Below are 14,691 nucleotides of genomic sequence, written 5' to 3'. Positions count from 1 at the left end.
CAGTTTTCGGGTAGAGATTCAGGGTCCATTTTATTTGTTTAAGAGAACTGTTTTTTTGTTGGAGATATTCTTTTTCGAAATTAAGAATAAGCAGTCCGCATTTTAAGAAATAAGAATTTAGATGGATGCAAATACTAGGTTTGTTATAGTCATAACTTAAGACTAATGAACATGGATTAATAAACGCTACCTAATCATTTTTTGCCATATTCATTTCTTATAACTATAGGTTGCAACATAAATCTTAACGAAAGATATGGGCTTGACTGAACTTGTAAAAGAAGTACTTTAAAAACAATTAAAATTAGTGGGCATTAATAAGGGATTTATAGGTGATCTAAGGGATAATTTGTTGTCTTTGGTTTCTAAATTAATCTACGTGTTTATTATGGAATCGCTTTTTAAATATTGATGAGATAATAAAAACAACGATAAGTCTTCATTTGTAATTGATAAAAATCAAAGTGTTTGACAATGATAAGGGGTAATTATAAAATACATGTAAGTTCATTCAACTACATTTGTAGACAAAGGCGGTATCACCAAAAGGAGAGAAATCGTATGAAAAAAACAATTATAAGTAGTCTTTTATCTGTAGCATTATTAAGTTCTTATCCACTAGTGAATAAGGTAGGCGCGAATACACTTGATGATGCAGATAATGCTGCTCAAACTGGATCGAAAACGGTGGCTAGCGAGACAACGGATAAATCTCAAACAGGCCACGAAGGTATGGAACATGATGAATCTGGGGAAATTCCAGAAGGATTGGCAGAAGCAGAAAATCCAACTTATCCAGAAGGAAGCGAAGTAACGATTCAAACCGATCACATGCCAGGAATGATGGGAGCTACAGGTGAGGTTGTAGGCGCCTTTGATTCAATTGCCTATGAAATCACCTATAACGATACCAAAACAGGAGAGGAAGTCGCCAATCACAAATGGGTTGTACACGAGGAAGTTGAAAATGCCCAAGACGAGCCTTACCAAGCAGGTGACGAAGTCGTTCTAGAAGCTTCCCATATGCCCGGTATGCAAGGGGTGACCGCAACTATTGATTCGGTAGAAGACACCACTGTTTATATGGTCACGTACACGGATACAGAAACAGGTGATACTGTTGAAAATCATAAATGGCTAGTAGAAGAAGAATTAGGGGAAGAAGTACAAGACTCAAGCCAATTTTGGAGAGCGCGTACAGTAGAAGAAGTACAAGCAGATGTTTCCCAATACGATACATTAGAAGAACTTCAAAATTACGAAGTGGTTTGGGGAGATACTCTCTGGGCGATTTCTCAAAGTACTAATTTTTCAGTAGACGATTTAACTGAAGCATTTAATATTAAAAACGCTGATTTAATATTTGCTAACTATACACTTGAAAATCAACCATCATTAGAAGATAGCTATGAGAACCAGATAATTAGCGAGTCCAAAAAAACAAGAGATATGGATAATATGGGAGATATGGATAATATGGGAGATATGAAGCATGATGAGTCGGGAGAAATTACAGAAGGCTTGGAAGAAGCTGAAAATCCGATGTACGAGGTAGGAGAATCTGTTATTCTTCAGCGCGATCATATGCCTGGAATGGAAGGTGCCGAAGCAACTGTTTCTGGCGTATTTGCTACGACGGTTTATGAAGTTTCTTTCAATCCAACCAATGGTGGAGAACGAGTGGAAAATCATCGCTGGGTTATCCACGAAGACATTTCTGAGTCAACCAAAGGCGCATTTGAACCTGGAGAAGAAGTGACATTAGAAGCCGACCATATGGAAGGTATGGAAGGAGCAACTGCAATAATTGATGACGCTGTAACTACGAATGTTTATATGGTGGATTACCAACCAACAGATGGCGGAGCAGTTGTTCGTAATCATAAATGGTTTGTTGAAGAAGAATTAGCTCAATAATTACTAGTGATACATTAAAATACCTACCAAACTTAAAGTTTAAGAAATACTAAAAAAGGACGGATACTTATGAATAAATACCTAAAATTTGCCCTCATGATTTTAATTTCAACAATCATTATGTACTTTCTAATGTTTGTGAATGTCAATGAATTTGCGCACATTTACTTTAGTCAAACCCGTGTTTATATGGCTATTTTGATGGGCGCAGTCATGGCTATCATTATGATGGGTTTTATGTGGAAAATGTATGATAATAAAAAATTAAACGCCGTTATAATGGGGCTTTCAGTCTTACTCGTGCTGGGATCGTTTGGGCTTATTCAAAACCAAGTTGGCATAGACGATACTGCTTGGATGAGAGCCATGATTCCACACCACTCTACGGCTATTATGACTAGTGAAAATGCCAATCTCACAGATCCACGAGTACAGCAATTAAGCGAAGAAATTATACAAGCACAAGAAGAAGAAATTGCTAAGATGGAACAATTAATTGAAGATATAGAAGAAAACGGAGAAGAATAAACATTCAATAAATTTAAAAAGTAAAAAGATCCCTATACACAAGAAGTCTATGATAAATTCCGTGTGTATAGGTTTTTTTCTATTTTTCCGCTTTTTCTCAATTCTTGATTTCCTAAATACGATAAACAATTAAATTGCTCAATAGTGTTCATCATATTTAGAAAATATAATTTTAAAAATAAGGAATTCTAAAATCAATAAAAGTAAATCAATGGTAACCTTATAATTAGTATTGGGTAAAGATAGGAAAACAAAGGCAATAATAGCTGGTTACATTTATTTAAAAAAGACTTGACAATAATGGTTTACAATAGTAAACTTATCTCAAACATTTACGTTTACTCATGTAGACAATTAGGAGGGAAAGAGAATGAGTACAATAGTAGTTAACCCTCATATCACAGATGCTGAATGGGAAGTTATGCGTGTAGTCTGGGCGAATGGTCGAGTGACTAGTAAAGAAGTCATTTCTACATTGGGAGAGAAAATGGACTGGAAAGAAGCGACAACCAAAACGCTCTTAGGTCGACTCGTGGAAAAAGGCGCACTGAATACAGAACAAGAAGGTAGAAAATATATTTATTCGGCAAATATCGAAGAGAAAGAAGCGGTAAGAAGTTTTACAAACAATATTTTCGATCGTATTTGTCGAAAGAATGTCGGGAATGTAGTAGGGAGTATCATTGAAGATCATGTCTTAAGCTTCGATGATATCCAGCGACTAGAAGAAATATTAGAGATGAAAAAAGCTTTCGCAGTAGAAGAAGTGGATTGTCAGTGTACAGAAGGGCAATGCGATTGCCATTTAAATTATCATGGAGAATAAGGAGCGAAAAAATTGGAGAATAAATCGTTTGCCATAGAAGGTATGACCTGTGCGTCTTGTGCGCAGACAGTAGAAAAAGCGGCAAAAAAAGTACGTGGGGTCACACAGGCTTCCGTGAACCTAGCAACAGAGAAGTTAAGTATAGAGTACGATGAACCAACTTTTTCGGTAGAAAATCTACAAAAAGCGGTGGATAATTCAGGGTATGAACTGATTGCCCAAGAAGGAACGACGCAAACCTTTGCAATTGAAGGGATGACCTGTGCATCCTGTGCACAGACAATTGAAAAAGCTGTCGGAAAGTTGTCGGGCGTAGATAAAGCTTCCGTCAATTTAGCGACAGAAAAAATGCAAGTTTCTTATAACCCGTCAGCAATTTCAGTATCTGATGTGACTGGTGCTGTATCCAATAGTGGTTATGCAGCCGTATTAGAAACAACTGAGACTCAAGATAATTCACGAGCAGAGAAGCGTGAGAAAAAAGAAAAAAGAATGAAGAAACTTTCAAATCGTTTTGGGATATCCATTATATTTACAATCCCTTTACTAATTATATCCATGGGTCATATGGTAGGTATGCCTCTACCAAATATCGTTGACCCAATGATAAATGCATTTAATTTTTCTCTTTTACAACTTATTCTGACTTTGCCGATAATGGTAGTAAGCTGGGAATATTTCCAGAAGGGATTCAAAACCTTATTTAAAGGTCACCCAAATATGGATTCCCTGATTGCCCTTGGTACCGCGGCCGCTTTTGTATACAGTCTGGCAGCGACGATCGGGGCTGGCTTAGGTTACGGGAACTTTTCAGATTTACTTTACTATGAAGTGACTGGAGTTATCTTAACTCTTCATACGTTAGGGTTATTTTTAGAAGAGCGATCAAAGGGGCAAATGTCCTCAGCGATTGAAAAATTAGTCAACTTGGTTCCTAAAACAGCTCGAGTGATACGTAATGGTGTGGAACAAGAGATTACTGTGGACGAAGTCGCTTTAGGAGATGTTATTCGAGTTCGTCCGGGAGAAAGTATGCCTGTAGATGGTGTTGTTGTTGAGGGACGCACTTCAGTCGATGAATCAATGCTGACAGGAGAAAGTATCCCCGTGGAAAAGGAAAGTGGAGACGAGGTTATTGGGGCTAGTATCAATAAAAATGGTTCCATTGATTACCGCGCGACTCGAGTGGGAAGTGATACAACTCTATCTCAAATCATAAAATTAGTAGAAGATGCTCAAGGGTCTAAAGCACCCATTGCTCGAATGGCCGATATCATTACCAGATATTTCGTACCGATTGTTATAGCATTAGCCGTTTTAGCAGGGATTGCTTGGTTAATTGCAGGTCAATCTGGAATATTTACTTTATCCGTTATCATAACAACCCTTGTCATTGCTTGTCCATGTGCCTTAGGTTTGGCGACTCCAACAAGTATTATGGTTGGAACCGGAAAAGGGGCAGAACATGGTGTCTTGATAAAAAGTGGTGAGGCGTTAGAAACCACTCATAATTTAGACACGATTGTATTTGATAAAACAGGGACACTGACAGAAGGTAAACCTATCGTGACGGATATTTTGGTAACTCCTCTTATTACTAAAGAAAATCTTTTATATTATGCAGCTTCTGGTGAAACAGGTTCTGAACACCCATTAGGCGAAGCCATCGTACAAAAATCAAAAGAAGAGAACATGACATTGGCTAAACCAGATCATTTTGAAGCGATTCCTGGACACGGGATTCGAATTGAAATTGAGGGCAAAGATATGTACATTGGAAACCGTAAACTGATGCTAGAGCAAAAGATTGATTTATCAAGCATGGAAAAAGAATCCGATCGTTTAGCAGACGAAGCAAAAACACCGATGTATCTCTCTGTTGATGGAGAACTAGCTGGAATTATCGCAGTAGCTGACACACTCAAGGAAAATAGTATGAAGGCTGTTAAAGAACTTAGAAGACGCGGTGTTGAAGTAATCATGATTACTGGAGATAACAAACGTACAGCCAAAGCGATTGCTAAGCAAGTGGGTATAGACAGTGTATTAAGTGAAGTATTACCTGAAGATAAAGCAGAGGAAGTCAAAAAACTACAAGAGGCAGGCAAGAAGGTAGCGATGGTTGGAGACGGCATTAACGATGCACCCGCATTAGCTCAAGCAGATATCGGTATTGCAGTTGGATCAGGTACAGACGTGGCGATTGAATCGGCTGATATTGTCCTTATGCGTAATGATTTAACCGCTGTATTGACTGCGATTGATTTAAGTCATGCAACGCTACGAAACATTAAACAAAACTTGTTCTGGGCTTTTGCTTACAACCTTGTAGGTATTCCAGTTGCGATGGGTCTCTTGCATATTTTTGGCGGACCATTGATGAATCCAATGTTTGCGGCAGTCGCCATGAGTTTCAGCTCCGTATCGGTCTTGCTCAATGCTTTACGGTTAAGACGATTCAAACCAGCAGTTGTTTAGAAAACACGTAGCTTATCTGGGATTTAAACTTCTTCCTATTCTATATACTATTCTATATAATAGGAGAAGATAAAAAAAAAAGGGGAATAAAATAATGAAAAAAGAAGTCTTATTAGATGGCGTAAAATGTGCAGGTTGTGCGAACACGGTACAAGAAAGATTTTCAGCTATTGAAGGGGTTGAATCTGTAGAGGTTGATTTAGCGACTAAAAAAGCAGTACTTGAAAGTCAAACAGAGATTGATACCGAAACGCTCAATGCTGCTTTAGCAGAAACTAACTATTCAGTATTAAGTGTATAAAGTACGAATACCATTTATTCATAGATAGTAGATAGAGATAAAGTATAGAACCCTTTTCATGAGAATTATATGCAGTGTTAGATGAGAAAGTTCTAAAACTTTAAAATTACTCTCTAATATAATAAGGAGGAATTAAAAATGAGTAATAACAGAAAACATTCGTCACATAGTCATCATAATCATGGCGACATGGATCACTCAAAACACGACCATAATGAAATGGAACATAGTCAGATGGATCACAGCAAGATGAATCATAGTCAGATGGATCACAGCAAGATGAATCATAGTCAGATGGATCACAGTGAAATGGATCATGGCGCAATGGGAGGGCATGCCCACCACCATCACGGTAGCTTTAAGGAGATTTTCTTGAAGTCACTCCCATTAGGAATTGCAATCTTACTCATTACTCCTATGATGGATATTCAGTTGCCTTTCCAAATTATCTTTCCTTATGCAGACGTTGTAGCAGTTGTATTGGCAACAATTCTATACATTTATGGCGGAAAACCATTCTACATGGGTGCGAAAGATGAGTTTAATTCAAAAGCTCCAGGCATGATGTCCTTGATTACTTTGGGGATAACGGTTTCTTATGCCTATAGTGCTTACGCAGTGGCCGCTCGATATGTAACTGGAGAACATGTCATGGACTTCTTCTTTGAGTTTGCAACGTTAATTTTAATCATGTTATTAGGACACTGGATTGAAATGAAGGCATTGGGTGAAGCAGGGGACGCGCAAAAAGCATTGGCTGAGTTGGTGCCGAAAGATGCTCATGTTGTTTTAGAAGACGATTCGATTGAGACGCGCCCTGTGTCTGAACTTCAGGTTGGAGATGTTATCCGTGTTCAAGCAGGAGAAAATGTTCCAGCTGATGGTATCATTATTCGCGGAGAATCACGTGTAAACGAAGCGCTTGTGACTGGGGAATCGAAACCAATTGAAAAAAATCCCGGAGATGAGGTCATCGGTGGATCAACCAATGGTGGCGGAGTCCTCTATGTGGAAATAAAGCAGACGGGCGATAAGTCCTTCATTTCTCAGGTTCAGGCATTAATCAGTCAAGCTCAAGGCCAATCTTCTCGAGCAGAAAATCTTGCACAAAAAGTTGCAGGATGGCTCTTTTATATTGCGGTTATTGTAGCGCTTATTGCCCTTGTCATATGGATGGTTATAGCTGATGTACCAACGGCAGTTATTTTTACAGTCACCACATTAGTTATTGCTTGTCCGCATGCCCTGGGTCTGGCTATTCCATTGGTGACTGCTCGTAGTACCAGCTTAGGGGCCAGTCGGGGATTATTAGTGAAAGACCGGGACGCTTTGGAGTTGACTACAAACGCAGATGTTATAGTTTTAGATAAAACGGGAACTTTAACAACTGGTGAGTTTAAAGTATCAGATGTTGAACTCTTTAATGATAAATATACGAAAGATGAAATTGTTGCCTTATTAGCAGGTATCGAAGGCGGATCTAGTCACCCTATCGCTCAGTCAATTATTAGTTACGCAGAACAGCAAGGGATACGTCCAGTAAGTTTTGATTCGATTGATGTTATTTCTGGCGCTGGTGTAGAAGGTCAAGCTAACGGACATCGTTATCAATTAATCAGTCAAAAATCATATGGACGTAATCTGGATATGGATATTCCAAAAGGCGCAACCCTCAGTGTCTTAGTAGAAAACGACGAAGCAATCGGTGCTGTAGCTTTAGGGGATGAATTAAAACCAACAAGTAAAGACTTAATACAAGCCCTTAAAAAGAACAATATTCAGCCGATTATGGCAACGGGTGACAATGAAAAAGCGGCTCAAGGAGCTGCAGAAATTTTAGGTATTGATTATCTAGCTAATCAATCTCCTCAAGACAAATATGAATTAATTGAAAAACTTAAAGCAGAAGGAAAGAAAGTTATCATGGTCGGTGACGGGGTCAACGATGCACCTTCTCTTGCATTAGCAGACGTTGGTATAGCTGTTGGTGCCGGAACTCAAGTAGCATTGGATTCAGCCGATGTCATCTTGACACAGTCAGACCCTGGCGACATTGAATCCTTTATCGAGTTGGCTCAGAAGACCACACGTAAGATGAAAGAAAATCTTATTTGGGGAGCAGGGTATAACTTTATCGCGATTCCAATAGCTGCAGGAATACTAGCACCAATTGGCATAACGTTAAGTCCAGCATTCGGTGCCGTCTTGATGTCACTTTCGACTGTAATTGTTGCCATCAATGCTATGACATTGAAATTAGAGCCGAAATAAAACGAAGCAGGAACGAAAAAAGCACTGGCTGGTTTGACTCCCTTCCAGAATCGGGTCAGACCAGCCAGTATGCTGTATAAGGAAAATTATATTGGTGTCTTTTAACGCCTAAATTATTTGTGATTTAATGATATAAAATCCTGATTATTCTAAAAAAGGGACAGTGATAGAAAAATGGCTATATCTATTAAAGTGGATGAGGCAGTACAGGAATGGATGAAGAAGAAAGGTCGTACGATAATAACTGTTTCACTTAGAGCAACTCGCACTTGTTGCGTGGGTGCAGTAGATGTGGATATTTCATATAAAAAACCTCAAAATAACAACTACATGTTGATTCAACACAATGGCCTTTTTATTTATCTTGATAAAAGATTACCTTTGAGGAAGAACGAGCTACATTTATCTATGATGGGCAAATCTATTTTTTCCTCTATACATATAGAGGGCTTAATGGTTCAGTGATACTTTACTGATATCCAGCGATGCAAAAATAATATGTAGAGGCTATGCCATCTAAGTGAATCCACGACTTTTAAATCACTAACAAATACGCTTGGAAAATAAGTAATAAGTTTTCAAAATTTGAAATTTTGATGATACGACTGAGTACATCTTGTTTCTTCTTAATGTTGGTTTTGACACTACAATTATAGAGTGATTTCTAGGTGTAATCTTTTTGTTTAATCAACTTAATAGCACAATTAATTCTTTTGATAAAAATACTTGTAATAAATTCGTACGCAGAGAAACCAGTGTAAAAGACTCCTTGATATATTTATAGTGGACCCCAAAAGTTAGACCAAAAATCTAACTTTTGGGGTCCTCTACAGAGATACAGGCTTTTTATTTATTCGTTCATATAATTAAACAGTTTGCCTAAAAAATCATCGCTAATGATTAATTGATACTGTTTTTCAACGAGATTTCGAAGTTTCATAACGAGAAGCAAAGAGTTCTTATAGGCTTCATATAGTTCTAATTCATTTAATCGGGCAGTAGTCTTTTTAAACTTTTCATAGTTTTCAGGACTAATTTCCTTACCAAACACGCTAACAACATCAAAAAAAACCGCTTTGATAGGGTGCTTACAACTATTCAAAGCGGGCTTTTTTCTATTTTTGTGCTTTCTTTTTAAGGAATAAACTGTAAATCATCATCACTAATGAAACGATGATTAAAGCGATTGTTTGACCATTCAATGATTCCGGAATAGTGAAGCTTGCAACCATAGCGATGATTAGGATGATGACTGCAAAGCTAGCCAGTAATTTCATCATCCTTGCTGAATTTGATTTTTTACCAGCGATTTCTACGCCTTCAGAACGGTAATCCATGAATAAGCTAGATAACCAGGAGAATACTGAAAGGTAGATTAGGAATTTGATAAGGCCTAAACCGGTTAATAAAACTTGCGCGTTGGCCATTTCTACAATGTTTTGCATGATAACCATTTCCATTGCGATAAATAATGGGGGCAATACTGGCAGTAGGTTATGCGTTCCAATCACTAAATGAATCAGTAACCATTGTAGGAAGAGTAATCCTTTTGCCAAAATAGTTACGGGACTAAAAATTAACATAGCGAATAGGGCAACTTCGACCACACCTAAGATGATCATGTTCTTAATGAGTGTGAGTTCTTTTTGCTTTGAAAATAATAAGTAGACCTGTGTAAGTAAAAATTGCCAGAATATTAATAGTAGAAAATTTGTCCAGTTAATCGTGTTGACTGCTTGTAATGTCATGAAGGCAGGGATCGCCGTGAGACATACGAGTAGGACATGAAATATTGCTGGAACAATAATTTGGCGGTTTTTACTACCGGCCATGGATTTGATTGCTGCCATTTATTGTCTCCTTTCAACGATAAATAATCGTGGAGGTAGGTTTTTTTGGTTCAAAAAATTGAACATAGCTACATTATAACTTTTTTGGTCGCATTTTTCGAGATAAGATTGAACCGCTTCAAATTCTTCCATACCACCCGAATGACCAACATATGAAGCAATCAGTAGCAAACCCATCTTATCCAAATGTTCAAGGACGGTTTGTATGGCTTTAATAGTTGTCTCTGATTGGGTAATGATCTCCTTATCACCACAAGGCAAATAACCAAGGTTGAAGATGGCTAATTGTAATTTTTCATCGTTTGGAATGACTTGGTTTAATTCGCTATGGTCTTTTACAAATAATTTTGTATTTTTAAATTTTGCCTCTTCAGAAAGGCGTTTTTCAGCGAATGCAATCGCCTGTGCTTGAATGTCTAAGCCGTAGACGATTCCTTCTTGACCAACTAGTTGTGAAAGTAGCAGGGTATCATTCCCTTTACCTACCGTCGCATCTAATACATGGTCGCCTTTGTGAACTTTTTCCTTCATAATTTGATGCGTCACAGTAACAATATTTTGAAACATTTCATTCCTTCTTTCTATATTAATAGCTTAATCTATCGTGGGTTTTCGGTAAATAATATTACACTAATATTACAAATATTAAATAATAACATCAACATAAATTAAGTCTTTCTTAATAAAATTATTTTCGATAGAATTTAGGTTGTGAAAGTTTAGTTTTTTTGACAATTAAAAAATTACAAGGGGGAGTATAATTGGTTATTGAGGAGAATAAAGCAGGGTCGCGCAAATCGATTGCGTCAATTTCCAAAAAATCAGCAACTTTAGGGGCCATCGTTTTAGGATCTGCTTTTGCTGTATCAAGTTTTAGTGCAAATATCGATATGCCAACAGTAGAAGCGAGCGAAGGGACGACAGTTACTTTTGCATCAACCAATAATGCTTTCTTAGATAGCATCATTCCAGATGCTTATAAGTTAGCAAATGATAACGACTTGTATGCTTCAGTAATGATTGCTCAAGCAATTTTAGAGTCTAACTGGGGTGTGTCAGGTCTTTCATCAGCACCATACTACAACTTATTCGGGATTAAAGGGACATATAACGGTGAGGGTGTAACTTTCTACACACTTGAAGATGATGGTTCTGGTAACTACTACCAAATCAGAGATTCTTTCCGTGATTACCCATCTTATAAAGAGTCATTAACTGACTACGCGAATAAAATGGTTAACGGTGTAACTTGGGATTCTGAATTCTATTCTGGTACTTGGAAATCAAATACAAGCTCATACACAGATGCGACTGCTGCCTTAACTGGTACTTACGCAACTGATACCCGCTATGGTGGTAAATTAAACAACTTGATTACGACACATGGTTTAACACAATACGATACACCTGCTGGTTCAACTTCAGGTACATCTGCATCAGTTTCGGGTGCAACTACAAACTTATCTGCACAAGGGACAACATTATCTACAAATAGTGGGAAATCTTATACTGTTAAAGCTGGTGACGGTTTATACACTGTAGCACGTGCTTTAGGCGTAACTGTGGCAGAGGTTAAGGCGCAAAATGGTTTAACTTCTAACTTGATTTACCCAGGCCAAGTATTATCTGTAGCTTCGTCTAGCGCATCTTCATCGTCTAGCTCAGCAAGCACAGAAACAGCTACTAACACTAATTCATCTTCAGCGTCAACATCAACTGGTAAATCATACACAGTTAAATCTGGCGATGGTTTATACTCTGTAGCGAAAGCTTTAGGTATTTCAGTATCAGAAGCACGTGCATTAAACGGTGGTTCTGACTTAATTCACCCAGGCCAAGTATTTAAAGGTGGTTCATCTGCATCTGAAGAGGCAGCAGAAGAAACAACTAACACTGGTTCATCTTCAGCGTCAACATCAACTGGTAAATCATACACAGTTAAATCTGGTGATGGTTTATACAGTGTTGCGAAAGCTTTAGGTATTTCAGTATCAGAAGCACGTGCATTAAACGGCGGTTCTGACTTAATCCACCCAGGCCAAGTATTTAAGGCTGGTCAGTCGACGACTACTACATCAAGTACGTCTTCTTCATCAAGCGCAAGTGCTAATACGGGTTCGTCTTCAGCGTCAACATCAGGAAAATCATATACAGTTAAATCTGGCGATGGTTTATACAGTGTTGCGAAAGCTTTAGGTATTTCAGTATCAGAAGCACGTGCGTTAAACGGTGGTTCTGACCTAATCCATCCTGGTAAAGTATTTACTACAGGTTCATCTGGTCAAGCGACTTCTAGTTCAGCTACATCAACTTCAAGTGCTAACAATAGTTCATCTTCAGCATCTACATCAACTGGTAAATCATACACAGTTAAATCTGGTGATGGTTTATACAGTGTTGCGAAAGCTTTAGGTATTTCAGTATCAGAAGCACGTGCGTTAAACGGTGGTTCTGACTTAATCCACCCAGGTCAAGTATTTAAAGCAGGTCAGTCGACGACTACTACATCAAGTACGTCTTCTTCATCAAGCGCAAGTGCTAATAGGGGTTCATCTTCAGCATCTACATCAACTGGTAAATCATACACAGTTAAATCTGGCGATGGCTTATACTCTGTAGCGAAAGCCTTAGGTATTTCAGTATCAGAAGCACGTGCGTTAAACGGTGGTTCTGACTTGATCCACCCAGGTAAAGTATTTACCGCAGGTTCATCTAGTCAAGCTTCATCTAGTCAAGCGTCTTCTAGTTCAGCTGCATCAACTTCAAGTGCTTCAACTAGTCAATCATCTGCAAGTGCATCAACAGCGTCTGGCAACTCTTACACAGTTAAATCTGGTGACGGTATTTACACTGTTGCACGTGCCTTAGGTATTTCATTAGCTGAAGCCCGTTCCTTAAATGGTGGATCTGACTTAATTCATCCAGGTAAAGTATTTACAACTGGTGGATCTAGCCAAGCTTCTTCAAATGCGTCAACAAGTTCATCTAGTCAAGCGAGCACAAGTTCATCTACATCAACTGCATCTTCTTCAGCAACTTCAAGCACGAAGACACATACAGTTAAGTCTGGCGAAACTTTATACCGTATCGCTAAAAACAACGGTTTAAGCTTAGATGAGTTAATGATATTGAATGGCTTATCAAACTACAACTTGTACATTGGACAAGTTTTAAAACTAAACTAATTTGATCAAATTATGACACCTCAGCTTGTTTAGCTCCCCCTTTACAAGTTGAGGTGTTTTTTTATAAAATTAGAATCAAATTAGAAATTTGTTGACAAGGTTAAAAAAGACTGCTAAAGTTGCATTATCAAACAGCGAGAGGAGGACTATAGCCATGAAATCATTATTAAGTACAACATTCTATTACTTTTTCAACTTTTACTTTTACTTTTACGGTTTTGGTAAAGGTGATTTTGTTGTACTTAAAAAAGGATATGGCTTTAGTTCTTAAGCAACTAGCATAGGCGCTAGTTACAAAAGGAAGTCCTTTACAACGAAAATCACTCAAGGGTGGTTTTGTTGTAAAGGACTTTTTTTCTTGCTTAAATACCAACGTTGGAAATTGAATATTGATGCTGCGTTTTAAAAAAGGAGAAAATAAAATGAATACACAAGTAATGACTGTAGAAGCGGAAGAAACGATTTTAGCTAGTATTAAGGAGCCGTACAAACGAGCAAGCTTATCATACAAGTCGACACCATCTGTTGTTCAAGTAGGCAATATCCAAATTGGTGATGGTCATTTTGCCATGATCGGTGGTCCTTGTTCAATCGAAGGTTTAGACAAATTAGACGAGGTGGCTGCAGCAGTAAAAGATGCAGGTGCCAATATGTTACGCGGTGGGGCGTTCAAACCGCGTACTTCTCCATACTCATTCCAAGGATTAGGGAAAGAAGGGTTAGACATGTTAGAGGCTGTTGGTAAGAAATACGACTTACCAGTGGTGACAGAGGTGATGGCTGTTGATCAAGTGCATTTATTCGATGGGATCGACATGTACCAAGTGGGTGCACGAAACATGCAGAACTTCGACTTATTAAAAGCAATTGGTCAAACGACAAAACCAGTCTTACTAAAACGCGGAATGGCTGCTTCAATCGAAGACTTGTTAATGGCAGCTGAATACATTTTAGCCCACGGTAATCCTAATGTAATTTTATGTGAACGCGGTATTCGTACTTATGAACCAAGCACGCGTAACACTTTAGATTTATCCGCGATTCCCGTTTTACGATCAAAAACGCACTTACCAATCGTGGTTGATCCAAGCCATGCAGTAGGTAAACGTGAGTGGGTTGAATCAATGGCTATGGCTGCGGTGGCTGCTGGCGCTGACGGTTTGATTATTGAAATTCATCAAAATCCAGATGAGGCTTGGTCAGACGGCCGACAATCGTTATACTTAGATGAGTACAAGGCGTTAACTGAGAAAGTGCAAGCATTACATACATTCTTAGCGGATTTAAATTAATATACAGACGCCAGTTAAACCACTTATTGATAAGCGTATTTTA

General features: G+C 38.2%; 11 protein-coding genes and 1 pseudogene. 9 read left to right on the top strand and 3 right to left on the bottom strand.

Going from position 1 to position 14,691, the window contains the following annotated elements; genetic code table 11:
- Positions 1–561: 561 nt before the first annotated feature.
- The 7 genes from B2V22_RS01215 (at position 562) to B2V22_RS01185 (ending at position 8,786) form a co-directional block, all read left to right on the top strand.
- The gene (locus B2V22_RS01215) at positions 562–1,917 is read left to right on the top strand and encodes a DUF1541 domain-containing protein (RefSeq protein ID WP_290489953.1); all 1,356 of its coding nucleotides are present in this window, start codon (positions 562–564) and stop codon (positions 1,915–1,917) included.
- A gap of 69 nt (positions 1,918–1,986) precedes the next feature.
- Positions 1,987–2,445: a DUF305 domain-containing protein gene (locus B2V22_RS01210; protein ID WP_083069488.1), complete on the top strand. Its 459-nt coding sequence runs from the start codon at positions 1,987–1,989 to the stop codon at positions 2,443–2,445.
- Positions 2,446–2,815: 370 nt separating this feature from the next.
- Positions 2,816–3,271, top strand: a complete 456-nt coding sequence (gene tcrY / locus B2V22_RS01205) for a copper-responsive transcriptional repressor TcrY (protein ID WP_290489952.1) — start codon at positions 2,816–2,818, stop codon at positions 3,269–3,271.
- A gap of 12 nt (positions 3,272–3,283) precedes the next feature.
- The gene (locus B2V22_RS01200; protein WP_290489951.1) at positions 3,284–5,749 is read left to right on the top strand and encodes a heavy metal translocating P-type ATPase; all 2,466 of its coding nucleotides are present in this window, start codon (positions 3,284–3,286) and stop codon (positions 5,747–5,749) included.
- A 94-nt stretch (positions 5,750–5,843) separates the two neighbouring features.
- Positions 5,844–6,050, top strand: coding sequence for a copper chaperone TcrZ (tcrZ, locus tag B2V22_RS01195; RefSeq protein ID WP_101954731.1), 207 nt, complete (start codon positions 5,844–5,846; stop codon positions 6,048–6,050).
- 138 nt (positions 6,051–6,188) lie between these two features.
- Complete coding sequence (gene tcrB, locus B2V22_RS01190; protein ID WP_290489950.1) at positions 6,189–8,321, top strand: copper-translocating P-type ATPase TcrB; 2,133 nt, start codon at positions 6,189–6,191, stop codon at positions 8,319–8,321.
- A 174-nt stretch (positions 8,322–8,495) separates the two neighbouring features.
- Positions 8,496–8,786 carry a hypothetical protein gene (locus B2V22_RS01185; RefSeq protein ID WP_290489949.1) on the top strand — a complete coding sequence of 97 codons (291 nt, stop codon included), beginning with the start codon at positions 8,496–8,498 and terminating at the stop codon, positions 8,784–8,786.
- Positions 8,787–9,171: 385 nt separating this feature from the next.
- On the opposite strand, the pseudogene B2V22_RS01180 reads toward B2V22_RS01185, so the two are convergent.
- The 3 genes and pseudogenes from B2V22_RS01180 to B2V22_RS01170 all read right to left on the bottom strand — a co-directional run.
- Positions 9,172–9,366 (bottom strand): annotated as a pseudogene (locus B2V22_RS01180) (lincosamide nucleotidyltransferase Lnu(B)); the annotation flags it as partial.
- A 70-nt stretch (positions 9,367–9,436) separates the two neighbouring features.
- Positions 9,437–10,171 carry a hypothetical protein gene (locus tag B2V22_RS01175; RefSeq protein ID WP_290489948.1) on the bottom strand — a complete coding sequence of 245 codons (735 nt, stop codon included), beginning with the start codon at positions 10,169–10,171 and terminating at the stop codon, positions 9,437–9,439.
- The gene (locus B2V22_RS01170; RefSeq protein ID WP_290489947.1) at positions 10,172–10,738 is read right to left on the bottom strand and encodes a tRNA (mnm(5)s(2)U34)-methyltransferase; all 567 of its coding nucleotides are present in this window, start codon (positions 10,736–10,738) and stop codon (positions 10,172–10,174) included.
- Positions 10,739–10,932: 194 nt separating this feature from the next.
- Here B2V22_RS01170 and B2V22_RS01165 point away from each other — a divergent pair, with 194 nt between their 5' ends.
- Together B2V22_RS01165 and aroF are read left to right on the top strand one after the other, a co-directional pair.
- On the top strand, positions 10,933–13,356 hold the full coding sequence (locus B2V22_RS01165) for a LysM peptidoglycan-binding domain-containing protein (RefSeq protein ID WP_290489946.1): 2,424 nt from the start codon (positions 10,933–10,935) through the stop codon (positions 13,354–13,356).
- Between the two features lie 422 nt (positions 13,357–13,778).
- Positions 13,779–14,648, top strand: coding sequence for a 3-deoxy-7-phosphoheptulonate synthase (gene aroF / locus B2V22_RS01160; RefSeq protein WP_290489945.1), 870 nt, complete (start codon positions 13,779–13,781; stop codon positions 14,646–14,648).
- Positions 14,649–14,691: the final 43 nt, after the last annotated feature.

It is taken from the genome of Aerococcus sp. UBA6277 (assembly GCF_002440555.1).
In the GTDB taxonomy this organism is placed as follows: domain Bacteria; phylum Bacillota; class Bacilli; order Lactobacillales; family Aerococcaceae; genus Aerococcus.
This window is presented reverse-complemented; position numbering and strand designations above follow the sequence as displayed.